Source organism: Achromobacter sp. CF-sbj1-Ac2-l (assembly GCF_052698165.1).
This window is the reverse complement of record NZ_CP199855.1, coordinates 3,391,189-3,417,028: the sequence shown is the minus strand read 5'-3', so window position 1 is coordinate 3,417,028 and position 25,840 is coordinate 3,391,189. Positions and strand designations below refer to the sequence as shown.

The window sequence follows — 25,840 nt, the reverse complement described above, 5'->3', positions numbered from 1 at the left end:
AGAACATGGCCACTCCCCTGAAAACCCTGATCGGGAAACTGAACCAGACCTGCCGCCAGGCCGCCGAGCGCGCCGCCAGCCTGTGCATGGCGCAAGGCCACTACGAGGTGGACCTGGAGCACCTGTTCCTGGCGCTGCTGGAAAAGCCCGCCAGCGATTTCAGCATCGTGGCGCGCCGCAGCGGCATCGAGGCCTCGGTGCTGGAGGCCGACCTGAACGCCGAGATCCGCGGCTTCAAGAACGGCAATACCCGCACCCCGGTGTTTTCGCCGCACCTGCCGCGCCTGTTCGAGCATGCCTGGCTGATCGCCTCGCTGGACACGCAGACCACCCGCATCCGTTCCGGCCACCTGTTGCTGGCGCTGCTGACCGAGCCCGATCTGGCGGCGCTGGCGCGGCGCGGCTCGCGCCTGTTCGAGTCGTTCCGGCTGGAAGAGCTGAAGCACGATTTCGCGGCCCTGACGGCCGGCTCGGAAGAGGCCGGCCAGTCCGTCGCATTGGGCGATGACGCCGCGCAGGGCGAGGCCGCCACGCCCGCGGCCGCGCTGTCCAAGACGCCGGCGCTGGACCAATACACCACCAACCTGACCGAGCGTGCCCGCGAAGGCAAGATCGACCCGGTGATCGGCCGCGATGCCGAGATCCGGCAGATGATCGACATCCTGACGCGGCGCCGCCAGAACAATCCCATCCTGACCGGCGAGGCCGGCGTCGGCAAGACCGCGGTGGTCGAAGGCCTGGCGCTGCGCATCGTGGCCGGCGACGTGCCGCCGGCGCTGGCCGGCGTGGCGCTGCGCACGCTGGACATGGGGCTCTTGCAGGCCGGCGCCAGCGTCAAGGGCGAGTTCGAGAATCGCCTGAAAAGCGTGATCGACGAGGTCAAGCAAAGCCCCACGCCCATCATCCTGTTCATCGACGAGGCCCACACCATGATCGGCGCAGGCGGGCAGGCCGGCCAGAACGATGCGGCCAACCTGCTCAAGCCGGCGCTGGCGCGCGGCGAACTGCGCACCATCGCCGCCACCACCTGGAGCGAATACAAGAAGTATTTCGAGAAGGACGCCGCGCTGGCGCGGCGCTTCCAGGTGGTCAAGGTGGAAGAGCCCAGCGAGACGCTTGCCGCCAGCATGCTGCGCGGCATGGCGCCGCTGATGGAACAGCATTTCGGCGTGCGCATCCTGGACGAAGCGATTGTGGCCGCCGCCCGCCTGTCGCACCGCTACATCAGCGGCCGCCAATTGCCGGACAAGGCGGTCGGTGTGCTGGACACCGCCTGCGCCCGGGTGGCATTGGGCCGTAGCGCCACGCCGGCCCTGATCGACGACGCCCGCCACCGCCTGGCGCGCCAGGAAACCGAGCGCGCCGCCCTGCGCCGCGAGGCCGCCGCCGGCGCCGCGCAGTCGGTCCGCCTGCGCGAACTGGACGAGGAAATGGCCGCCACCCGCCAGCAACTGGCCGACGCCGAAGCGCGCCTGGCCCAGGAAAGCGAGCTGGTGCGGCAGATCCACGCGCTGCGCGAGGAGCTGGAAGCCGCGGGCCAGGAGCCCGACGCCGAAGCGGGCGCCAAGCGCCGCGGCGGCAAGGCCGCCGAGCCGACGCCCGCCCAGGCGCAACTGGCCGAGTTGCAGCAGCAACTGCGCGCCCTGCAGGGCGATGCGCCGCTGGTGCCGGCCTACGTGGATGCGCAGGTGATCGCCGAGATCGTCTCGGCCTGGACCGGCATCCCGCTGGGCCGCATGGTCAATGACGAGATCCGCACCGTGCTGGAACTGCAGCCGCTGCTGGCCGAACGCGTGATCGGCCAGGACCACGCGCTGCACGCCATCGCCCAGCGCGTGCGCACCGCGCGCGCCGGCCTGGAAGACCCGAACAAGCCCAAGGGCGTGTTCCTGTTCGTCGGCCCCTCCGGCGTGGGCAAGACCGAGACCGCGCTGGCGGTGGCCGACATCCTGTACGGCGGCGAGCGCAAGCTGGTCACGATCAACATGAGCGAATACCAGGAGGCCCACAGCGTCTCGGGTCTGAAGGGTTCGCCGCCCGGCTACGTCGGCTACGGCGAAGGCGGGGTGCTGACCGAGGCCGTGCGGCGCCAGCCCTACAGCGTGGTGCTGCTCGATGAAATCGAGAAGGCCCATCCCGACGTGCTGGAATTGTTCTTCCAGGTGTTCGACAAGGGCGTGATGGACGACGCCGAGGGGCGCGAGATCGACTTCCGCAACACGCTCATCATCCTGACCTCCAACGTCGGCTCGTCGACCATCATGCAGGCCTGCCTGAACAAGACCGCCGAGGAGCGGCCGGACCCGGACGCTTTGCAGGAACTGCTGGCGCCGCAACTGTACAAGGCCTTCAAGCCGGCCTTCCTTGGCCGCATGAAGACCATCGCCTACTACCCGGTGGACGACGACGCCCTGGCGCGCATCATCGGCCTTAAGCTGGCCCGCATCGCCGAGCGGGTGCAGGCCAACCACCGCGCCGTGTTCGATTGGGACGACGCGCTGGTCGAGGCCGTGCTGGCGCGCTGCACCGAGGTGGACACGGGCGCGCGCAACGTCGACCACATCCTGAACGGCACGCTGTTGCCGCAGATCGCCGAGCAGGTGCTGGGCCGCATGGCGCAGGGCGAGGCGATCGCGCGCATCCGCGTCACGGCCGGCAAGAACGGCGACTTCCGCTACCGCCTGACCTGAGCCCGGAGCCAAGACCATGCCCCAGGATGCTTCCGGACTGTCCCGCCTGTCGACCGCCGGCATCGCGCAGGCCAACCGCCTGCTGGACCTGCGCACGCCGCTGGGCGATAACCGCCTGGTGGCCGAGACCCTGTCGGCCACCGAACAATTGAGTGGCGGCGCCTATCGCCTGGAGATCACTGCGCTGTCCGACGACGCGCATATTCCATTGAAGGCCCTGATGGGCCAGCCCGTCACCCTGCGCCTGCAGACCGCGCTGGACCGCGAGCAGCCGCGCCTGTGGCACGGCCACGCCACGGCGGTGCGTTTCCTGGGCGCCAACGGCGGCCTGGCGCGCTATGGGCTGACCGTGGAGCCGTGGCTGGCGTTCCTGCGGGCGCGGCGCGACAGCTTCGCCTATCAGGACAAGACGGTGATCGACATCGTCGACAGCATCTTCGGCGACTACAAGGGCCAGGGCACGCTGGCGCCGCAATGGCGCTGGGAGGTCAAGGACCGCGCCGTCTACGCCAAGCGCAGCCTGACCATCCAGTACCGCGAAACCGACTACGCCTTCATCGAACGCCTGCTGGCCGAAGAGGGCCTGTTCTACTGGGTCGAGCATGCCGACGACGGCCATACCCTGGTCATTGCCGACCACAACGATGCCTTCAAGGCCGGCCCGCAGGCCAGCGTGCGCTTTGCGCGCGCCGACGTGACCGAGACCGAAGACAGCATCCAGCGTTGGAGCCCGCGCCAGCGCTGGCAGACCAACGCCGTGCGCATGGCCAGTTGGGACTACCGCAGCGCCCAGGCGCGGCCGGTGTCGGCGCAGGCGGACGCCGGCAAGCTGGCGAACCCGTTGGAGCTGGTCAGCGACGACTACCCCGGCCAGTACGCCTACGAAGACAGCGCGCAGGGCGAGCGGCTGGCGCACAACGCGCTGGCGGCCCTGCGCGTGCGCCAGCAGAGCGTCGAGGGCGCCGGCACGGTGCGCACGCTGGCGCCAGGCCAGCGCTTCACGCTGACCGGCCACTATCAGCAGGGCGGTCCGTCCGCGTTCGTGGTGATCGCGATCACGCACCAGGCCCGCAACAACTTCGACGCCGACATGGGGCGCGCCGTCAGCGAGGCTTTGGGGGGCGACGACGGCGACGACGCCGATTTCTATCGCAACACCTTCACCTGCATCGGCAGCGACACCGAATTCCGTCCCGCGACGCAGGATGGCCACGGCGAGCGCCTGCATCCCCGTCCCACGGTGTTCGGCGCGCAGACCGCCCTGGTGATCGGCGCCGAGGAACCGGTGCACACCGACCGAGACCACCGCATCAAGGTGCAGTTCCATTGGCAGCGCGGCAAGGCTTCCAGCAGCCGGATGGCGCATCCATCAGGCGATGAGAACGCGCCCGCCAAGGATGAGCTGGGCACCTGGGTGCGGGTGGCCGAGCCGGTCGCCGGCGGCGACTGGGGCGGCCATTTCGTGCCGCGCGTGGGCCAGGAAGTGCTGGTGGAATTCCTGCACGGCGATATCGACCGTCCGGTGGTGGTGGGCGCGCTCTACAACGGCGAGGGCGCCGAGGATGCCGCGCACAACAAGGTGCAGGCGGGCGGCGCCAACGCCACCGGCAATGCGCCGGCCTGGTTCGCGGGCGCCAGCGAGGGCCACGCCCACAACGCGGTCATGTCGGGCTTCAAGACCCAGGCGCTGGCGACCAGCGGCGCGGGCACCGGCGGCTACAACCAACTGGTGCACGACGACACGCCGGGCCAGTCGCGCCTGACTGCATCGACCACGCAGGCCGATTCGCGCCTGAACCTGGGCCACGTCAAACAACAGCGCGACAACGAACGCCTGCAGGACCTGGGCCACGGCGCCGAGCTGTCGACCAAGGAGGCCGTGGCGCTGCGTGGCGGCCAGGGCCTGTTGATCAGCGCCGACCTGCGCGAGAACGCCGAGGGCGCATTGCTCGATAGCGCCGAGGCGGCCAAGCAGATCGACGCCGCCCTTGAATCGGCCAGGGAACTGGGCGACATCGCGGTCAAGCAGAAGGCTTTCCTGGAGGGGGATCCGCAGGCGCTGCCGGCGCACGAGGCGCTGGGGCACGTGCGGGACGTGGTCGAGGCGACCCAGGACGACCCCCGCGCGCAGGGGGGCGGGGCCAAGGTCGCGGCCTATAGCGAACCGCATATCCAGGTCAGCGCGCCCAGCGGCATCGGCCAATACACCCCGGGCAACGCCTTCCTGGTGGCCGGCGGCACGCTGGCACAGGTGGCGCCGGACGTGAACTGGGTCAGCAGCGCCAACCTGGCGGTGGGCGTGGCGGCCGGCGTGGTGCTGTTCACGGCGGGCCACGAGGCGGGCGGTAGCCGCCCGGTGAAGGACCGTGGCCTGCGGTTGCACGCGGCGGGCGGCAAGCTGCGCCTGCACAGCCAGGGCGCCAAGATGACCCTGACGGCAGAGAAGGCGGTGACCTTTGCCTCGGCCAGCGCGGCCGTGATGGTGCAGGCCAGGCAGCGCGTGCTCGCCACCGCCGGCGGCGCCTATCTGCGCCTGGAGGGCGGCGGTATCCAGTTGCACGCGCCGGGCAAGGTCGAGCTCAAGGCGAGCGCGCATAGCTGGGTGGGGCCGCAGACCGCCAGTGGCGACTTGGCGCTGCCCTCGGGGGAATTCAAGGATTGCCCGAGCAAGGTGAATAGCGCCGCGGCGGGAGGGTCGGCCTTTGTTTGATGGCGACTTTCTCCACGACGCGGACCGGGCCGCCTGCGCGCGGCTCTATCAGCAACTGCTGGCCGCGGCTTCACGCCCGCAGCACAGCCGGCTCTATGTGCTGATCGACCCCACTATCGAGGATCCGCTGGCCCATGCCGCGCACCGCGGGCAGGCTGTGGCATTGCCGCTCGATCGCAGCCGCTTCCTGCCCGAGCACTGCCCCTATCTGCTCGAATTGGGCGAGTTCGGTCGCGATGACGCCATCGAGCTGTCTGTCCAGGCGGCTTGCGCGGCCGCCGGTCCTGGACAGACGCATCGGCCGGTCTGTGGCTGGATCGCCAGTCCCTTGGTAGCCTCCGTGCTGGCCCGGCATCTGGCCCGCATGGCGCGTTGCCTCGTGCCGGATCGCGTCGACCCGGTGACGCTGCGCCATTGGGATCCGCGCGTCGCTGAAGTCCTGGCGCAAGTGCTGTCCAGCGACCAGATGGCCCAATGGCTGGCACCGGTCCAGGCCTGCTGGCGGCCGGGCCGCGCCGCCGGCGAACTGGAACTCCAGTACGAACGGCCAGCGACGGCCGGCGTGGCGCAAGCCGGCCCGGCCGCGCCGCTGGTGCTCGATCACGCGCAGTGCGCCGTGCTTGAACGTGCCGGCTGGGTCAACCAGGCGCTCGACGCCTTGGCCGAGGCCGGCCACCACATGGCCGAGGCCGGTCTGCGCGCGCGCGCAGACCGGCTGGTGGCGCGCGCCCAGGCGCGTTGGGGGCTGGAGACGGATACCGACATCGTCGACTACACGCTGCATGGTTTGTTGGTGCACCCGCACTTCGACCAGCACCCGGATATCCGCCACGCCATGGCGACGGTGCAGGCCAACGGCATCGCGGCGGTGGCGGCCCTGAACGACATCACGCAAGAACAATGGAACCGCGTGCGGCAATGGACCGGCGAGGCATCCGAATCGGAGCAGACAGAGGTGAGGGATGGCGGAGCTTTCTAACGCGCGCTGCGCCGCGGCGGCGAATACCTGCGGCGAAACCAAGGGCAAGTGCATCAACTGCGACAAGCAGGGCGGCGTGGCGATCATGCCGCTGGTGCCGGCGCCGTTGCCGCGCCCCATGGTGCGCGAAGCCTGGGCCAATAGCGAGCATGGCGGCGCCAGCAATACGCAATGGGAGATTCCTGCCCATCGCATGTACAGCACCTGGCTGGAAAAAAAACTGAACGCGCACGCCAAGGTGCGGCTGTTCGATCCGCGCTTCGACCCCGCCGGGCTGCCGGTGGAAACCTATTTCGTGCGCGTGCCCGCCGCCGGCTACCTGTACGTGCTCAAGCAGGACAAGACCTGGGACGGCTACCTGCTCGACAAGAAGGGCTACTACCGCAAGATCCCGGTCGCCAAGATGCCGGAGGACGCCGAAACCACCAAGCCGCTGTCCGAGGCCTGCTCGTCGGAGGGGCACAACAACACCACCACGCAGTTCATCACCATCGATCACGTGCGCAGCCCCAAGGTCTGGATCGCCTACAGCCGCTACGTCTGGGACAGGGAGACCCGCAAGGATTACGAAGACGACAAGGACGGCTGCCGCACGGCGCGGATGACCGAACTGAACCTCAAGGACATTGCCGACGGCAAGGTGGGGCCGGGCAGCACCGCGCCCAACACCTGCAAGCTGACCATGCCAGACATCACGGAGATCGTCGCCGACTACGCGCCGGCGGACGTGCAGCGCTGCCTGAACGCGGGGCTGCACAACCCGCTGCAGCTGCGCGCCGAGCCGGAACCGCAGTTGCTGACGTCGTTCATGTGGGCGGTGAATTCGAAGCTGCCAGCGTTGCAGTGGGGGGTGGGGCTGGTGCTGCCCGATCCGGTGGGGATCGTGCAGGAGTTGAATCTGCGGCGCAATATCGCGGCGGCGCGGGCGTCGGAACTGGAGGGGGCGCTCGACCCGGAGCGTGCTCGCAAGCGCATCATTGCCGATATCATCCAAGGCATGTGCTTGAGCGCCAAGGCCAATCCGGGGCCGTTCTGGGCGCCTAATTATGGGCCGGAGCGCTACCAGCGCAATATCGACACCGGTGCATGGCAGAGTTCGCTTGCCGACAGCGAGGGCAGGGTTTCGCTGATGAACCAGATCGAGAGCGTCAGTGCCCTGTTCTGCACATGGATGGGAAGTCCATGCTGGAAGCAGCAGCAGCGTTCGGATTTTCACGACAAAGACGAAATGGCCGGCGTGCGGCGTGAGTTCATGGCTGCATCGTGCGTGGCCGGGTCCGGTCATACGGAACGGGAACGAAACCAGATCTGGGGCGAACTCTGGAAGTTGCCTATCGAATCCCCTGACAATTGGTACTACCGTAGTCTGGCTGCCGGGAACCCTGATTTCCTGAAATTGCTGGCTGACACTTCGTCGGTTGACGAAGCGATCACCACGATCAAGGCTGCGGTCGACATGAGCAAGGAGTTCAGCCAGGAGTACGCGAAAAAAATCGACACTTTGCGTGAAGTCTTGAGAGCCAAGCGCCGTTACAACGAGGCGACTGCGGCGCTCGTGGAAACGGTTTCGGGGCAGTTGGCCAGGCTGCTGGTTAAAGACATCAAGACCTATAACCGGTTGATGCGCGGCGTCGCTATGACCCTGGTGACGCGCGAAGACTTGCTGGTGAAACCAACAATCCTCAGCGGTCCGCTGGAGGAGATCAAACGTTTGGTCGAAGAGGCTGCCACCAAGCCCTTGAAAGGTGCTGCGCCCGTTACCTTGGGAGATGCGCTGCCTGTTGGTCGCGGCTATTTGTCCCAACCGGGCAACCTTGGGCAGAAAGGACTCAGCCTATCGGAGTCTGTTGGAAGAGGCGTCTATCTCGATCTCCCCTCGGAGAAGACGACCATCGCAAGCGTAGTCGCGTTCACGGTCCAGAAGCTGGAACAGGGCCAGACCTTGAGCAGGGCGTTGGCAGGGGGTACGCCACTGCAGGAGCTGGAGTTGCCCATGCGCAATCCGGCCCAGGTCAATCCTTATCTGGAGACGCGAGTGGCCCTGGCTGGTTCCATTGCGGGAACGGTGTTGGGGGCGGGCATTATGTTCTTCCAGGTTCAAGGCGCAATGAATGCGTTGAACGCGATGCTCAAGGAGGACGCGGGCCTCGACGACAGGATGGTGAGCGGCGCGGGAGTCGCGGCCAATGTCCTGGCGCTGGTCAGTGTGGGTATGGACATGTCCACCACGATAGTGGCGTTGGTGTCGCAGACCGCCGCCAAGAAGGTAACCACAATGGGCGCGAGGTTTGGCCTGTTCGCCGGCGTCCTCGAAGGAGGGGCGACGCTGATCGGCGCTTCGTACAAGATATATCAGGGGAAGAATACCCGCTCCGCGTATTGGAGTAGCGCGTCCGGGTTGGCCACGATCATCGCTGGCGGGGCGTCTTATGGGCTGACCATGGCGTCGGTTTCGACCGTTGGGGGGGCGGGCGTGGCCACGGTATTGGGCGTTACGCTGGGCCCGGTAGGCTGGACATTGTTGCTGGTCGCCGCGCTGGGCGTGGCGATCTGGACCGCCATCAATGCGGCGGGTACCGACGAGGGCAACCGTCTCCCGGTGGAGTATTGGCTCGATAGCGGGGTTTTTGGAAAAAAGGAGCAGCTTTCCAACACTCAGGCCAACCCGTTCGCGATCAAGGCATCAGGGGGCCAGAAAGCGGCGCCAGCTATTCCCTTCGCCAATCTTCGCGATGAATTGCAGGCGCTGGAGCGCATTTTGTTGGTGGCGGCAGGCTATCTGATGCCGGGGGCCCGGGGCGGCGGGTATGCTTATATCCATTTTCACGTCTCCGTTCCGCGGTATATCTCGCAGAGCCGAATCAGTATCGAGTTTTTCCGCAACGAGCGCGCTGGTGCCAATACATTCCGCAAGCTGGTGGCAGCCAGGAATGCGCAACAACCCACGGTCACCGATACCCCTTCTTTTATCCCGGCGCCGACGTTCCGGTCTACGGAAATGGAAGTGGATGGATCCAGCAAGAGTGTCAAGATCGTAGGGCTGTTTCAGGTTTTCCAGGGGCAGGGCGGATTCTATTGCATGCGGGTCAAGTATTGGCCGGATGAGCACAGCCGTCCCGAGCTGGAAACGGGCTTTGAGTCTTGGGTATACATTTGATGAATCGAGCCAGCAAGAAGCAATCAGTGGGCAATGAAATTCCGGAAAAAAGCGGAGCGTGGGGCTGGCTGCTGCCCGTGGGAAAAGAGCGTGGAACGTCGACGCCTTCTGGCCATGATCATGTCGTCGAAATATCCCCGGCATGCCTGCGGCTCGTACCGCCCCGGGATTCCATGCGTGGGTATGGGGCGGCGGTAGCCTATCTGTTCGGATTGCTGATGAGTTTCACGGCGATCAATTTCATCGTGAAATTCGATCCCACCGGCCGAGGCTACGGCCAGGATTTCTTCATATTTGCAACGTTGTACGTTGTCCTTGCCTTGGTCGGCCTGATTACCGCATTGAAGCTGACGTTCGCGCTCGTGCCGGATACGGTGATCATCAGTCGCCGTCTGCGCCGCCTGTACGCGTGGGAAAAGAAGGCGGGCTGGATCGCGGTCGACTATGACCAGGCTGTTCCCTATGTTGCCAACCGCATGGTTGTCACCACGACCGGCGCGGGTGCGCTGTATCCGTTGCGTGTGGCGCAGCTGTGGCCGGGGAGCCGTCGTGTCAAGACGGGGGTGACGCCCACCAGTCCGTTCGCCAGTCCGCAGTTGGCGGGGGAGGTCTGGGAATTCATTCGGTGCTACATGGACGGGGAACCGGCACAGGCGCCGCCGGTGGCGCTGATTCCCGATCATCGCGCCAATGCGTATGCGTGGATGGACCGTGAATTGTTCTCGGACTCGGTCGATCGGCGGCACCGCTTGAAGGGAGGACTGCAGTCGGTGGCGTTCTGGTTCTTCGGCAGCATGTATTACGTGCCCAATTGGCTGGAATACTGGATCCGTTGCCACGGCCGCCGTCCGGCGCTGCCGGCGGAGTTGGCCGAGTCGATGAAGTGGGAGGGCGAGAATCCTTATCCCATTATCCCGCCCACGCCTGAAGAGCGCTTGGCGATTGAAGGCAAGCTGCCGCATATGCTGAATCGATGGCGCTTGGTAAGCGTTTTCGGGCTATTGATCTGGGTGGCGCTGCCCATCGGGTTCGTGTCGGTATTTGCGTTTTTCCTGTAGTTGGCGCGTTGACGCCGACTCGCTTGCGCCTGACGCGAGAGTATTCCCCGCTCGGTGCCGGGGGCGTCTTGCCGCCGTTTTTCCTTGACCCAGGGAGGGTCCCGATGGATTTCAACGGACTCATGTCCAAGTTTCCCAACGACCGTCCACTGACGGAATTCGAGCGTGAGCACCGACTGCTGCAGAAAAAGCGGCTGGATGTCCCGCTGCTGGCGCAACTGTGCGTGGTGAGGATGAATTCCAACAGCCTGCTGTCGGTCGACCGTTGGTATGCCTGGCGTGGTTTCGTGGCGCTGCTGGGTGCGATCGGCCTGGCCTTCGGCATCGGCGGCGTCCTGATGCTGGCCTGGATCCTGGTGGTGGACCGGCTGCCCAATGAAAACGGCCTGTGGGAAGCCGTCTTCTTCGGCATGGCCATTTGCGCGGCGCTGGGCGCGGCGAGCGCCTGGGTCGCCCAAAAGGAAATGTTCCGCTGGACCTACTATCCCATCGCGCTGGATCGCAAGCGCCGCCTGGTGCATGTGTTCCGGCTGGACGGCACCGTGCTGACCGCAGCGTGGGACAAGATCCATTTCACGCTGGGACGGGGCAGGCGCAGCTTCGGTTTGCTCAACCGGGATATCCGCAGACTGATCCTCGATCAGGACGGGGTCACGGTCAAGGAGACCTTTGCGTTCTGCATCGCCACCAGCCGCGTCGAGAATGCCTACTCGCACTGGGAGTTCCTGCGCCGCTACATGGAAGAGGGGCCGCAGGCCGTGCTGGACGCGGTGCTGTTCTGCATGCCGGTCGACGGCAAGCGCGAGAGCTTTGCCTTCGGCAAGGAGCGCATCTTCGCCAACGACGCGCAGCAGCCGGGCCTGGCCTACCTGATCTTGGCGCCCTTCAACTACCTGCACGCGATCATGCGCTGGGCCGTCATGCGCACCAGCAACATCCCGGCGTTTCCGCCCGAGATCGAGGCGACGCTGCGGCCCGAACCGGGCGATCCGTATGTCCGCGACGCGTCGATGAATCCCGAAGACTTGCGCTAATTAAATCCGGGTAATATTGACAGCGTAATTTAATCCGGGTAAAAATTGCATCCTTCTCTCACCCGAAGGATGCAAGGCATGACCCTATTCGACCTGAACACCGGCGCCACCGCGCCGCTTGCCGATGAAACCGACCTGACCGACCTGCCCGTGGAAGGCGCGCTGCCGCCCGAACTGGACGGCGCGCTGGTGCGCAACGGTCCCAACCCCCTGCGCGGCCGCTTCGAGGGCAACGACGTGCTGTCGTGGTGGCCGCAACCGGCGATGCTGCACGCCATCGTTTTCCGCGACGGCCGCGCCACCGGCTACCGCAACCGCTGGGCCCGCACCCGCCTGTGGGCGCGCGAATACGCGCCGACGCTGGCCGCAGACCTGCCCGACACCAATCCCAACGTCAATGTGCTGCGCCATGCCGGCGAGACCCTGGCGCTGGCCGAAGGCGGCGCGCCGCTGGCGATGACGGCGGGGCTGGACTTCCTGGGCGCCAGCCGCCGCCATCCCGGCCTGGCCGGCGGCATGACCGCGCATCCCAAGATCGATCCCGCCACAGGCGAGCTGATAAGCTTTCGCGCCCATTGGGAGCGCCCCTGGCTGCGCTACGGCGTGACGGGCGCCGACGGCCAGCCGCTGCTGGACCAGCTGATCGAAGTGCCGGGGCCGTCGATGATGCACGACATGGCCATCACCGCCCGCCACAGCATCCTGCTCGACCTGAACGTGGCCTACGACTTCTCGATGCTGTCGCGCGGCCACCGCATGCCGCTGCGCTGGCACGACGAGCGCCAATCGCGCCTGGGCGTGATCCCGCGCCACGGCGGGCCGGTGCGCTGGTTCGAGGTGGCGCCGTGTTTCATCCAGCACGTGGTCAACGCCCACGAGGCCGATGACGCCACGCTGGTGCTGGACGTGGTGCGCTATCCGCATTACCTGCGGCTGGCGCGCGACGGCGCCGCGTTCGAGGAAAACCCGCTGGGCGTGCTGTGGCGCTACGTGATCGACCTGGCCGGCGGCCGCGTCAGCGAACGCGCGCTCGATGATGCCGGCATCGAATTGCCGCGCATCAACGAAAGCCGCACCGGCCACGCCTACCGCTACGCCTACGCGGTGCATCAGCCTAATAATCGCGAGATGCGCGGGGTGCTGCGCTATGACCTGGAGACGGGCGCGCGGCAGAGGTATTCGGTGCCGCCGGGCGACCAGAACAGCGAACCGGTGTTCGTGCCGCGCCCCGGCGCGCGGGACGAGGATGACGGTTGGGTGCTGGTGTGTGTCTACCGGCAGGAGGGCGACCGCAGCGATGTGGTGGTGCTGGATGGGCGCGACATCGGCGCCGGACCGGTGGCCACGGTGCGCCTGCCGCGCCGGATTCCGGCGGGTTTTCATGGCGCGTGGTTGCCGCGGGAGGCGGGCGGCGCGTGAGGGCAGCGGCCGGGCGCCCGTCCCGGCCGGCGTCCGCGCCAGTCCCTATAATCGCGTGCAGCGGTCGGCCCTCGCGGCGGTCGGCCGCTTCGTGGCGTGTGCGCCGCGCAGATACGTTGGCGGTTCCGCCAAACGTATAAATAACTCCTGGCCGCTTCCTCGTTTTATCCCACCCCCCCTACCTAGAATTCTTGAGGCGCCTGCCCGTCGGCACCGCGTCCGTTTTTCATTCCCGGAAGAATCGCGCCAGCCGCCGTAGGTCGCGGCGGCCGGCGCACGTACAGGTAGTAGTCATGACCCTATTTCGAAAGGGGCCCTCGTCCCGCCGCATCTTGAACAAAAACAAGCGCGGAACACAAAAATCGGCTGCGGGCGCGACGGAACGGGGGGCGGACTCGGCCGCATTGACCGGCATGCCCGGTCATGCCGCGTGTACTCCGTTCCGCCTGCACGCGACGACCGCCGCGCTGTGCGCCGTCCTGGCGTTCGCCGGAGCGGTTCCGGATGTGCTGGCCGCCGGCCCCGAGGAAGAGGGGGCACCGGCCGATGTCCCGATGGCGGAAGACGGCACCGACGGGGTCGCCATCCGCCTGACCGGCGGCGCCAGGCAAGTCAAGCTCGAGCCTGGCGGCGGCATCGAAGGCGATATCGTACTGTCGCATGACGACAAGACGCTCACTCCGCCAAAATTGTCCATTCTCAACAGCGGCGACCAATCCGTCCGGGTAACCGGCGGCCTGGACGTCGGGACGGGGGCCGAAGTCGGATTCGCGGGCGATCCCCTCGGGCTGGATGGAAATGTCACGCTGCATGACGGTTCGGCCTTGGTCCTGCGCGGTGCGCTGCAAAGAGAGACGCCCGCCGCCAGCTTCAGCGCCGGCAAGGTGTTCCTCGGCCAGGACGTCACGCTCTCGCTGTCCGGCATCGCTCATCGGATCGTGCGCGACGCGCCGCTATTCAGCGCGGCCGGCGGCATCGAGGGCGACTTCGCCCGGCTGATGTCGGACGGATATGAAAAACGGGTCGATTACCTGACCTTGACCACCAGGAAGTCCGAGGACCAGACGCGTTATCTGGCGGACTATGACCTGACCTGGCTGGACACCGGCGGCCGGTCCCATGGCACGTTCACCATCGGTGCCGACCTGTCTGACACCATTGGCGCCGACCTGCATGACATGGCCGCCAATGGCGCCAGCGGCTGGGACGGCAGGAGCCTGACCAAGCGGGGAACGGGCGCGCTGACGCTGACGGGCGACAGCACCTACACCGGCGGCACCACGGTTGCGGCCGGCACGCTTCGGATCGGCGACGGCGGCCTGACCGGTTCCGTCACAGGAAACATCCGCAACAATGCCGCGCTGGTCTTCGATCGCGGCAATGAAGTGATCCACGCGGGGGTCATTTCCGGCGTGGGCACCGTCACCAAGCAAGGCGCCGGCACGTTGACGCTGACCGGCAACAACACCTACACCGGCCTGACCTCCGTCGACGCCGGCATGCTGCGTATCGGCGGTGGCGGCACGACCGGCGTTGTGGCGGGCGATATCGCCAACCAGGCCACGCTGGTCTTCGATCGCGGCGACACGGCGACCTACGCCGGCGTCATCTCCGGCGAGGGGGCGATGATCAAGAAGGGCACCAGCACGCTGATCCTGACCGGCGACAACACCTATACCGGCCCGACCACGATCGAGGGCGGCCAGCTGCGCATCGGCAACGGCGGCGCGACAGGCTCGCTGGCCGGCGATATCGCCAATGCCGGCACGCTGACCTTCGACCGCGGCAACGCGCTGACGTACACGGGCGTCATTTCCGGCCCCGGGGCGGTCAGCAAGATCGGCGCCGACGCGGTGAATCTGGCCGGCGCCAATACGTACGACGGCGACACCACGGTCGGCGCCGGCACGCTGGAATTCGGCAGGGCCCTCGGCGCCGCCAATACGCTGGGCGGCGGCATCACCGTGGCTGGCGGAGCCACGCTGGCCATCCATACGCCGGCAACGGTCGACATGGCCGGGGCCGCCGTCCTGAACGACGGCGCGTCCCTGTCCATCACAACGGCGCGCGCAGCGGAAGGCGAGCTGCCGGAAAGCTGGCGGGTCAAGGCCGTGACCATCGGCAATGGGGTCACCTTCAATCTGTCCGGCGTCGCGGCCGCGAGCGCGACCGACACCGCGCTGTTCAGCGCCACCGACGGCGTGATCGAGGGCGATTTCGCCCGCGTCTTCATTGGGGGCAAGGCCGACGACGGTGACGCCGCGGCCCCCGGCGTGCGTATCACGGATTTCCTGACGCTGCGCACCCGCAAATCCGACGACGGCAGAAGCTACCTGGCGAGTTACCAGCTCTCCTGGTTCGATACGCCGGCCAGGGCGCACGGCACGTTCCTGCTCGGGGCGGACGAGGAATTCGACGTCGGCGCGACCTTGAGGCGGATGCGAGCCAACGGCGACTGGGATGGCAACAGCCTGACCAAGCGCGGGGCGGGCACCTTGATCCTGAGCGGCGACAACAGCTATTTTGGCCTGACCACCGTCGAAGCAGGCACGCTGCGCGTGGGTTATGGCGGCGGCACCGGCTCGGTGAATGGCGACATCGTCAATCGCGGCGAGGTGGTTTTCGACCGCGGCAATGGGCTGACGTACCCGGGCGTCATCTCCGGCGACGGCGTCGTGACGCAGGCCGGCAGCGGCACGCTGACCTTGACCGGCGCGAATACCTATAGCGGCGGCACCAGGATCCTGGGCAGCACGCTGCGGATCGGCGACGGCGGCGCAACCGGTTCGGTGGCGGGCGATATCTTCAACGATGGCGGCCAGTTGTTCTTCGCCCGCGGCGACGACGTCACCTATGACGGCGTGATTTCCGGCACGGGCAGCGTTTTCAAGGGCTATACCTTCGATGACGGGGTGCAGTATGGGGCCGGCACGCTGACGCTGACCGGCGATCACACCTACACCGGCAGAACCACCGTCATCGCCGGCACGCTGCGGATCGGTGATGGCGGCGCCACCGGTTCCCTGGCGGGCAACGTCCTCAACAGCGCCGCGCTGGTCTTCGACCGCGCCGATGCGGCATCCTACGCGGGCATCATTTCCGGCGTGGGCACGGTCACCAAGCGAGGGACCAACACGCTGACCCTGACCGGCGAGAACACCCACTCGGGCCAGACCCTCGTCGAAGGGGGCGTGCTGCGCCTGGGCGACGGCGGCCTCACCGGTTCCGTGGCCGGTCCGGTCCTGTTGTCCGGTGACGCCGCGCTGCATTTCGACCACGGTCGCACCTGGCGGGGCACCTACGACAACGTGATTTCGGGTTCGGGTTCGGTCACGCTCACGAACGGCATGCTGATCCTGACCGGCGACAACACCTACACCGGCGGCACGCGCATCAGCAACCCCGACAGCACGCTGTTCGTGGGCTACAACGGCACCTCCGGTTCCGTGGCGGGCGATATTGTCAACGATGGCGGCAAGCTGTTCTTCGTGCGCAGCGATGATGCGATGTATGACGGCGTGATTTCCGGCACGGGGGAGGTCTACAAGGGCTATACCGTGAACGCCAGCCCCCGCGGGGATGGCACGTTGACCCTGACTGGCGACCATACCTACACCGGCAGGACCGCCCTGGTCGCTGGCACGCTGCGGCTGGGCGACGGCGGCGTCACCGGCTCCATCGCGGGCAATATCCTCAACAACGCCGCGCTGGCCTTCGATCGCAGCGATCCAGTGACCTACGCGGGCGTCATCTCCGGCGGGGGCAGGGTCGCCAAGGACGGCGACAATGTCCTCACCCTGACCGGGGGCAACACCTACACGGGCGTGACGACGATCAACGCCGGCACGCTGCGCATCGGTGACGGCGGCGCGACCGGCGCGGTAAGAGGCGATATCGTCAACCATGCCGAGCTGGTCTACGACCGCAGCGGCGCGGTGACCTACGCGGGCGCCATTTCCGGCGAGGGCACGGTTACCAAGAAGGGGACCAACACGCTGACCCTGACGGGCAACAACACCTATACCGGCCTGACCACGCTCGAAGGCGGCACGCTGCGCATCGGCAACGGCGGCACGACCGGGTTCGTGACCGGCGATATCGCCAGCGCCGCGACGGTGATCTTCGATCGCAGCGACGCGGTGACCTACTCCAGCGCCATGTCCGGCACGGGGGCGCTCGTCAAGAACGGCGCCGAGGTCCTGACCCTGACGGGTGCCAATACGTATGGCGGCGACACCAGGGTCACCGCCGGAACCCTGAAATTCGGCGACGGCGCGTCCGCCGCGGCCAACACGCTGGGCGGCGGCATGACCGTGGCCAGCGGGGCGACGCTGGACATTCATACGCCCGTCGCGGTGAATCTGGCCGGAACGGCATCCCTGCGGGACGGCTCGGTGCTGATGCTGCGCGACGCGCTGCGCAACCCGGCGTCCGCCGTCAGCCTGACCGCGGGCAAGGTGACCCTCGGCGCCGACGTCACTCTCCTGGTGTCCGGCATCGCCGACCAGATCCGGCGCAGCGTGTCGTTGTTCGAAACAGACGGCGGCATCGAGGGCGACTTTGCGCGGGTGATCTTCGACGGCTACGAAAGAAAGGTCGATTACCTGACTCTGGCCGCCAGCAAGTCCGAGGACCTGATGCGCTATCTGGCCACCTATGACCTGAGCTGGCTGGACGAGAGCGGCCAGGCGCATGGCACGTTCACGCTCGATCCGGGCGTGGCGGACACCGTCGGCGCCGACTTGCATGACATGGCCGCCAATGGCGCCACGGGCTGGGATGGCCGGAGCCTGACCAAGCAGGGTTCGGGCACGCTGACGCTGACGGGCGCTGGCACTTACACCGGCGGCACCACGATCGCCGCCGGCACGCTGCGTATCGGCGACGGCGGCGTCAGCGGCTCCGTCACGGGCGATATCCTCAACCATGCCACGCTGGTGTTCGACCGCGGCGACGCGGCAGCGCACGCGGGTGTCATTGCTGGCGAGGGCTCGGTCACCAAGCGCGGCGCCGGCACGCTCACCCTGACCGGCAACAGTACCTACGGCGGCTCGACCCGCATCGAAGCCGGCACGCTGCGCATTGGCGACGGCGGCACGGCCGGGGCCGTGGCGGGCGACATCGCCAACGACGCCACGCTGGTCTTCGAGCGTGGCGACGCGGTGAGCTACGCGGGCGTCATTTCCGGCAGCGGCACGGTCATCAACAAGGGGACCGGCACGCTGACCCTGACCGGCAACAGTACCTACAGCGGCCCGACCCGCATCGAAGCCGGCACGCTGCGCATTGGCGACGGCGGCACGGCCGGGGCCGTGGCGGGCGACATCGCCAACGACGCCACGCTGGTCTTCGAGCGTGGCGACGCGGTGAGCTACGCGGGCGTCATTTCCGGCAGCGGCACGGTCATCAACAAGGGTACCGGCACGCTGACCCTGACCGGCAACAGTACCTACAGCGGCCCGACCCGCATCGAAGCCGGCACGCTGCGCATTGGCGACGGCGGCACGGCCGGGGCCGTGGCGGGCGACATCGCCAACGACGCCACGCTGGTCTTCGAGCGTGGCGATGCGGTGAGCTACGCGGGCGTCATTTCCGGCGTGGGCACGGTCACCAAGAAGGGGAGCAACACGCTGACCCTGACCGGCAACAGCACCTACAGCGGCCCGACCCGCATCGAAGCCGGCACGCTGCGCGTCGGCAACGGCGGCACGGCCGGGGCCGTGGCGGGCGACATCGCCAACGACGCCGCGCTGGTCTTCGAGCGTGGCGACGCGGTGAGCTACGCGGGCGTCATTTCCGGCAGCGGCACAGTCATCAACAAGGGAACCGGCACGCTGACCCTGACCGGCAACAGCACCTACAGCGGCCCGACCCGCGTCGAAGCCGGCACACTGCGCATTGGCGACGGCGGCAATACCGGTTCCCTGGCGGGCGACATCGTCAATCATGGCATCCTGGCGTTTGAGCGCGGCGATGACGTGACATATGGAAGGCTGGTCTCCGGCACGGGGGCCCTGGTCAAGAATGGCACCAATACGCTGACCCTGGGCGGCGCGAATACCTATTCCGGCGCCACCCGCGTCGAGGCCGGCACGCTGAAAACCGGCGTGGTCAACGCATTCGCGCGAACCGCGGGCGTGATGATCGCGCGCGACGCCAGCCTGAATCTGGGCGGCTACAGCCAGATCATCTCGCAACTGGACAACAGCGGCGTCATCCTGTTCAACGACCTGGGCGCGCCCGTGTCGATGGCCGGCCTGACGGTCGCCGGAAACATGAAGCACAGCGGCATGCTGGTGCTCAATACATGTGCCGATTGCGCGGGTCAGGTCTATACCCAGGCTGGCGATTGGGTGGGGGATGGCGGCACCGTTTCGTTCGGCGCGGTGCTGGGCGGCGATGACAGCGTCACGGACAAGCTGATCATCGGCGGCGCGGCGAGCGGCACCACGTACGTCACCGTGGCCAACGAGGGCGGCGCTGGCGCGCAAACGGTGGAAGGGATCGAACTGATCCGCACGGCCGGGTCCACCGAAGACGCCTTCGTGCAACGCGGCCGCATCGCGGCCGGCGCCTACGATTATTTCCTGAGAAAGGGATCGGCTTCCGGAAATAGCCCGAACAGTTGGTATCTGACCAGCCTGGACATGACGCCTGAACCTCCCACGGAGAACCCGGACGTTCCTCCGGCCGACGACGGCGCGCAGATCCCCGAGGTTCCTCCGAGCGAGGATGACGCACAGGTCCCGGAACTTCCCCCGGCCGACGATGGCCCGCAGGTTCCCGAGGAGCCCCCGAGCGACGATGGCGCGCAGGATCCGGAGCTCCCCCCGGTTGACGATGGCGCGCAGGATCCCGAGGTTCCCCAGGTCGATGGCGGCGCCCAGGATCCGGAGGTTCCCCCGGTTGACGATGGCGCGGACCCCGCCGATCCCCCGCCTGGCGCGGACACGGCCGAACCCGCTGATCCTCCGGTCGATGACAAGGCCGACCTTCCCGATGGCCCCGCCGATACGCCGCCAGGGGGCAATTCCGAAGGCAATGCCAACGCGGTCCGTGTCTTCCGCCCCGAAATCGGCAGCTATGCCAGCAACCTCGCTGCCGCGAGCGTGTTGTTCAACACGAGTCTGAGCGATCGTGAAAGTGGCGAAGCGGTCGATCCCGTGACGGGGGCGCGCCGGCACGCGTGGGCCAGAACGGCCGCCGGGCGCAGCCATGGGAACATGTCGGATGGGCAGAATCAGTTCTCGGCCGACCGTAGCGTGCTGCAGATGGGCAGCGCCATCGCAGGCGGCACGTTCACGGGCAAGGACGGTTGGCGCCTGGGCGTCATGGCTGGCTATGGCAATCAGCACAGCAAGACCCGCAGCCGCCTCTCGGGCTATCAGTCGCGCGGCGCGGTGGAGGGCTACAGCGCCGGTCTGTACGGCACCTGGTATCAAGACGCGCTGACGCATCGCGGCCTGTACGTGGACGGCTGGGCGCTCTATAACCGGTTCGACAATACGGTCAAGGGCGATGGGTTGGCCAAGGAGACGTACCAAAGCCAGGGTGTCACCGCGTCCCTGGAGTCGGGTCTGCTGCTGGAAGCCGGTTCATACACAACGTACGGTGGCATGGAAAACCGCTTCCGCTTCCAGCCGCAGGTGCAGGTGCTGTGGTCCGGCGTGAAAGCCGCCGATCACACCGAGCGCACCGGCACGCGCGTGCAAGGCATGGGCGCCAACAACGTGCAGACGCGCCTGGGCGCGCGGTTGTCGATCAGCAGTGGCCATCGGTCGCGGGGGCCTGGCAAAGCGGGCACGTTCGAGACCTTCCTGGAAGCGAATTGGCTGCATGCGTCCAAACAATACGGCGTGATGCTGGACGGCGTCGGCGCCACGATCCTGGGCAACAGGAACGTGGCCGAATTGAAGGCGGGCGTGGAAGGCCAATTGACCGAGCGCCTTGGCGTCTCGGCGAGTCTGACGCGGCGGCAGGGTGGCCAGGGCCTGCGCGCCACCCAGGGGGCGCTGACCCTGACGCTGCGCTTCTGAGCGCGAGCAGCCGGGGCGCTTGCGTGGGGCCCGCGGCCTGGGTGGCCGCGGCAAGCACCGCGTATCAACGACTCTTGGCGCGGCCCCGCTTCTTGGTGGGCGCCGCGCTGGGCGCTTCCTTGGCGGGGGGCGTGGCCGCGATCACTTGTTCCATCCAGGCCAGCGTCTCGGTGTAGGTCACGAACTGCTGCAGATAGCCCGGCGACAGCTCGCGCATCAACGACAGGGCGCGGTGCACGAGCTGGTTGGAATTGAGCGGGCCGGCGTTCTTGTGCACCTGCTCCTGCGACTGGCGCACCTGGCGGTCGGCGCTCAGGCCGGACCAGATCTCGCGCAGGCCATCCAGCACCGGCAGATCCGGATAGGCATCGCGGCGCGCCTGCGCGGCGATGGCGTCGGGGTCTTCGCCGGGCGCGCCGGGGTAGGCGAGATACGCCGCCAGTTCCGCCAGCGGCCCGCGCGCGGGCTTGGGAGCCGCCGTGGCCGGCGCGGGGCTGGCATCGGGCGTGGCGGCATCGTCCAGCGCTTCGGTGGCGTTGGCCGCGCGGGCCGCGGCGACGCGCGCCGCATACGCCCGCAGCAACTGCGCCAGCCGCTCGTCCAGCCGGGCGCGGGCCGCGCCGGCGTGGGCGGCCGCGCGCCGGGCCAGCGCCTCGATGAAATGGAAACCGACCGGATCGAGCCGGTCGTCGCCGCGCTCGCGCCAGGCCTGCAAGATGGCGGACGCGGCGTCGGCGGGCGGGGCGGCGTCGGGCGCGGCATCCGCGCCGGTCGTCATCGCCAGGCCCAGGCCGCCATCACTGGCCACGCGCGGCCTCCGTGCCGTTGGACGGCTTGGGAAGGGGCATGATCTCGACCCGGCGGTTCTTCGCGCGGCCGTCTTCATCGGCGTTCGAGGCCACCGGCTGCTCGGCGCCGAAGGCGGCGGCGAACACCAGCGACGACGGCACGCCTTCGTCGATCAGGGCGCGTGTCACCGTCAGCGCGCGCTGCGCCGACAGGTCCCAGTTGTCGGCAAAGCGCCGGTTGCCCTCGCGCACCTGCTGGTCATCGGTGAAGCCGCTGACCATCAGGATCTCGTTATTGGCCTTCAGGTAGGCCGACAGCGGCTCGATCAGGCTTTTCAGCACCTCGCGGCCTTCCGGCTGCAACTGGTCGGAATTGAGCGCGAACAGCACGCTGCCGCTGATGCCGATGCGGCCGTTGATGAGCGTCACGCGGCCGGCCGCCAGCGGCGCGGCCAGGGCCTGCTCCAGCGTCTGGCGGCGCTGGGTCTCTTCCTGGCGCTGCTTGACTTCGCGTTCCAGCTGGGTCGACAGCTCCAGCTGCACGGCCACCACGCTCACCAGGATCAGCACGAAGGCGCCCAGCAGCACCGACATCAGGTCGCCGAAGACGGCCCAGGTCGGCACCGCGGGTTCCACGCCGCCGTCGATGTCCTCGCCCGCGCTCATGCCGCCTGCGCTCCGGCGGTGGCGGCGCGCTGGCTGGCCAGTTCGCGCAGGTTCTCGACGATCTGCTTTTGCGACATGGTGCTCAGGTCGACCACTTCACGCGCCTGCGCCACGTAGTAGGCCAGTTGTTCGTCGCCACGGGCGATGGACTTGTCCAGCGCCGCTTCGATGCGTTCCAGGTGCGCCACGAGCTTGTCGTTGGACTCGCCGAACAGGCGCACCGCGGCGCCGAAGGCTTCGCCCAGGCTGGCCACTTCGGCCGCGCCGCTGGTCACCTGCGCGGCCACGTCGTCCAGGCGGGCGGTCTCGGATTCGACCTGCTCGGTGAACTGCGCGCCGACCCGGTCCAGCAGGTCGGTCGACGACGACACCAGCGCGTCCACCGCGCTGCGCTGTTCGCTGGAGGCGTGGTTGACGGCATCCAGCAGCGTCGCCAGCGTGTCCAGCAGGCGGTTGCGTTCTTCCAGCATGGCGTTGTCGTAGGCCAGGCTGTCCGACAGTTTCTGGCGCAGTTCGCCGATGACTTCGGCGGCCGCGCGCGGCGCTTCGGAGGCGGCCTGCACCAGTTGGCCGATCTCGGCGATGGTGCCGCTGGCGTGGGCCTCGGTCTGGGTGGCGATGTCCTGCGCGGTCTGGGCCAGGGTGGCGCAGATTTCCTGCTGCAGGGCGGCGCTGCGGGCGCCGGCTTGTTCCCATTCGTGGCGCAGCGCTTCGGCCATGCGGCCCAGCTCGCCGGTCCAGGCGGCCAGGCGTTCCTGGTCGCGCGCGGCCAGTTCGGCCTGCAGGCCGGCCTGCGATTGGCCCAGGGTCTGCAGCAGCGATGCCGAATGCTGCTCGAAGGCGGACGCCGCCGTGGTCAGGGCCTGCTGGTTGTCGCTGGCCAGTTTCTCGTTGGCCAGTTCCTGGCGTACCTGCGCCTCGGTCCAGGCCTGCGTCACGCCGCCGGCGGCCGTTTCCAGGCGGGCCGACAGGTTTTCCAGCAGCGCGGCCTGCGCCTGGGTCTGGGTGGTCAGGTCCTGCGCGGTGCGGGTCAGCAGTTGTTCCAGTGCCTGGTGGCGCGCGGCGGTCTGCTCGCCGGCCTGGCGCCATTCGCGGCCCAGGTCGGCGGCCATAGCGCCGAGCGAGGCGTGCCAGGCGGCCAGGCGCGCTTCGTCGCGCGAGGCCAGGGCGGCCTGCAGCTCGGCATGCGACTGGTCCAGCGTGCGCAGCAGCGACGCGGAATGTTGTTCGAACGCGGCGGCGGCCGTGGCCAGGGCCTGCTGGGTGTCGCCGGCCAGCTTCTCGCTGGTCAGTTCCTGGCGCACCTGCGCCTCGGTCCAGGCCTGGGTCACGCCGGTGGCGGCCGTTTCGATGCGGGCGGCGACCGTGTCCAGCAGCGCGGCCTGCGCGTCGGAGCGGGTCGCCAGTTCCTGCGCGGTCCGCGCCAGCGTCTGGCTCACTTCCTGCTGGCGGGCGGCGGCGTGCGCGCCGGCCTGTTCCCATTCGCGGCCGAGCTTGTCGGTCAGGGCGCCGAGCGTGCTGGCCCACGTGGCCAGGCGCTGCTCGTCGCGCGAGGCCAGGGCGGCCTGCAGGTCGGCGTGCGACTGGTCCAGCGTGCGCAGCAGCGTCGAGGCGTGTTGTTCGAAGGTGGCGGCGGCGGCGGCCAGGGCTTCGCGGTTGTCGCCGGCCAGCTTGTCGCTGACCTGCGACTGGCGCTCCAGCGCCTCGTGCCATTGCGCCGAGACGTTGCCGGCAGCGCTTTCCAGGCGCGCCGACACGTTCTCCAGCAGGCTGGCCTGGGTCTGCGCGTGCTCGGTCAGTTCCTGGGCGCTGCGCGCCAGGGCCTGGTTGATTTCGAGCTGGCGCTCGGCGGCCTGCGCGCCGGCCTGCTGCCATTCCTGGCGCAGGGTGGCGGACAGCGCGCCCAGGGTTTCGGTCCACGCCGCCAGGCGTTGCTGGTCGCGCGAGGCCAGTTCGGATTGCAGGGCGGTGTGCGACTGGTTCAGCGTGCGCAGCAGCGACGCCGAGTGCTGCTCGAAGCTGGCGGCAGCGGCTGTCAGCGCCTGCAGATTGTCGCCGGCCAGTTTCTCGCTGGCCCGCTCCTGGCGGTTCAGCGCCACGTTCCAGGCTTCGGACATGCTGCCCGAGGACGCCTCCAGCCGTTCGGACACGCTGTCCAGCAGCGCGGCCGAGCGCTGCTCGAAGGTCTGCGCGAAGCGGTCCAGCGAATCGCGCAGGTCCTGCGCCAATGCTTCGCTGGCGCGCTGCTGGCCGGCCAGCGCCTGGTTCCAGATGCCGGCCACGTTGCTGGTGGCGGCCTGCAGGCCGGCGGTCATGCCGTCGAGCTGGCGCTGCACCGCCTGGGTCACGCTTTCGTGCAGCGAGGCGGTCTCGCGCGACAGGCCGGCCATGGTGGCCTCGACGGCGGGCTGCAGCGCCGCGCCGGCCGAACGGGCGCTTTCGGCCACGCTTTCCTTCATCGATTGTTCCATCACGGCGGCCAGGCGCGCGTAGGCGGCCTCGGCCTTGCCCTGGAACGCATCCTGGCTGGCGAGCTGGCGCTCGTTCAGCGTGTGGTTCTGCTGCTCCAGGTTGCGCATCATGGCGTCCAGGCGGTCGACCAGCGCGGGCATGGTCTCGGCCTGCCGTTGCAGCACTTCGGCCTGGCGCTGCAGCAGCTTGAAGCTTTCTTCGCGCTGGTGCGCCTGGCTGTACAGGCGCAGCGTGGTGGCCGCCTTGGCGTCCAGCAGTTGCGCCGCCTGGATGCGGTCGCGCCGGCACAGCGCGGCCAGCAGGCCCAGCATGGCGGAGGTGGCCACGCCCGCGATCGAGGTGCCGAAGGCGAAGCCCAGGCCCTTGACCGGCGCGGCCAGCGAGGCGCGGATGGCGGCCAGGTCGGTGGCGCTTTCCAGGGCGGTGCCGGTGCCGCGCAGCGTCACCACCATGCCCAGGAAGGTGCCCAGCATGCCCAGCAGCACCAGCAGGCCGACCAGGTAGGGCGCCAACGCCGGGCCGGGCAGGCCCACGCGTTCGCCTTCGATGCGCAGCCGCACGGCGTTGCGCAGGCCGGCCGGCAATTGGTCGAGCCAACCGCCCAGGCTGGCGGGCGCTTCCGACAGGTTGCCGACCGCGCGTCTGAGCGACGCGGTGGCCTGTTGGTAGCGCAGCAATTCAAGCGCGCCCGCCACGTAGCAGGCGCAGATCAGCAGCGTGACGGCCAGCGCCAGGGGGTTGGTGCCCGCGTAGCCCGCGCCGATCCAGCCGGCCACGGCCAGGCCGCAAATGAAAACAACGATATTGATCAGATACTTGGACATAGTGTCC

11 protein-coding genes are annotated in these 25,840 nt (G+C 68.0%); 8 read left to right on the top strand and 3 right to left on the bottom strand.

The genetic code is table 11. From position 1 onward, the window contains the following. The first annotated feature begins 5 nt into the window (after positions 1-5). The 8 genes from tssH (at position 6) to ACUDCK_RS15510 (ending at position 21,083) form a co-directional block, all read left to right on the top strand. On the top strand, positions 6-2,690 hold the full coding sequence (gene tssH / locus ACUDCK_RS15545; protein ID WP_175166914.1) for a type VI secretion system ATPase TssH: 2,685 nt from the start codon (positions 6-8) through the stop codon (positions 2,688-2,690). Positions 2,691-2,706: 16 nt separating this feature from the next. After that, positions 2,707-5,400, top strand: coding sequence for a type VI secretion system Vgr family protein (locus ACUDCK_RS15540; protein ID WP_175166915.1), 2,694 nt, complete (start codon positions 2,707-2,709; stop codon positions 5,398-5,400). After that, positions 5,393-6,379, top strand: a complete 987-nt coding sequence (locus tag ACUDCK_RS15535; protein ID WP_054504410.1) for a DUF4123 domain-containing protein — start codon at positions 5,393-5,395, stop codon at positions 6,377-6,379. Before ACUDCK_RS15540 ends, ACUDCK_RS15535 begins: the two co-directional genes overlap by 8 nt. After that, complete coding sequence (locus tag ACUDCK_RS15530; protein WP_175166916.1) at positions 6,363-9,536, top strand: toxin VasX; 3,174 nt, start codon at positions 6,363-6,365, stop codon at positions 9,534-9,536. Before ACUDCK_RS15535 ends, ACUDCK_RS15530 begins: the two co-directional genes overlap by 17 nt. Then, positions 9,536-10,594, top strand: coding sequence for a hypothetical protein (locus ACUDCK_RS15525; RefSeq protein WP_231132837.1), 1,059 nt, complete (start codon positions 9,536-9,538; stop codon positions 10,592-10,594). Before ACUDCK_RS15530 ends, ACUDCK_RS15525 begins: the two co-directional genes overlap by 1 nt. 122 nt (positions 10,595-10,716) lie before the next feature. Then, complete coding sequence (locus ACUDCK_RS15520) at positions 10,717-11,628, top strand: DUF6708 domain-containing protein (RefSeq protein WP_244976838.1); 912 nt, start codon at positions 10,717-10,719, stop codon at positions 11,626-11,628. A gap of 78 nt (positions 11,629-11,706) precedes the next feature. Further along, the gene (locus ACUDCK_RS15515; protein WP_064522843.1) at positions 11,707-13,047 is read left to right on the top strand and encodes a carotenoid oxygenase family protein; all 1,341 of its coding nucleotides are present in this window, start codon (positions 11,707-11,709) and stop codon (positions 13,045-13,047) included. 413 nt (positions 13,048-13,460) lie between these two features. Beyond that, positions 13,461-21,083, top strand: a complete 7,623-nt coding sequence (locus tag ACUDCK_RS15510; RefSeq protein WP_445659240.1) for an autotransporter-associated beta strand repeat-containing protein — start codon at positions 13,461-13,463, stop codon at positions 21,081-21,083. A 64-nt stretch (positions 21,084-21,147) separates the two neighbouring features. Here the strand turns inward: ACUDCK_RS15510 and ACUDCK_RS15505 are convergent, their stop codons facing one another. Genes ACUDCK_RS15505 through ACUDCK_RS15495 form a run of 3 tightly spaced genes read right to left on the bottom strand, consistent with a single transcriptional unit; the run spans position 21,148 to position 25,833 of the window. Beyond that, on the bottom strand, positions 21,148-21,891 hold the full coding sequence (locus ACUDCK_RS15505; RefSeq protein ID WP_244976839.1) for a DUF2894 domain-containing protein: 744 nt from the start codon (positions 21,889-21,891) through the stop codon (positions 21,148-21,150). Next, entirely contained in the window at positions 21,881-22,537 is a 657-nt protein-coding gene (locus ACUDCK_RS15500) for an OmpA family protein (protein ID WP_175166919.1), read from the bottom strand. The genes ACUDCK_RS15505 and ACUDCK_RS15500 overlap by 11 nt, the downstream gene beginning before the upstream one ends. Continuing rightward, positions 22,534-25,833 (bottom strand): DUF802 domain-containing protein, encoded by a 3,300-nt coding sequence (locus ACUDCK_RS15495; RefSeq protein WP_175166920.1) that lies wholly within the window; start codon positions 25,831-25,833, stop codon positions 22,534-22,536. Before ACUDCK_RS15495 ends, ACUDCK_RS15500 begins: the two co-directional genes overlap by 4 nt. Between the last annotated feature and the right edge of the window lie 7 nt (positions 25,834-25,840).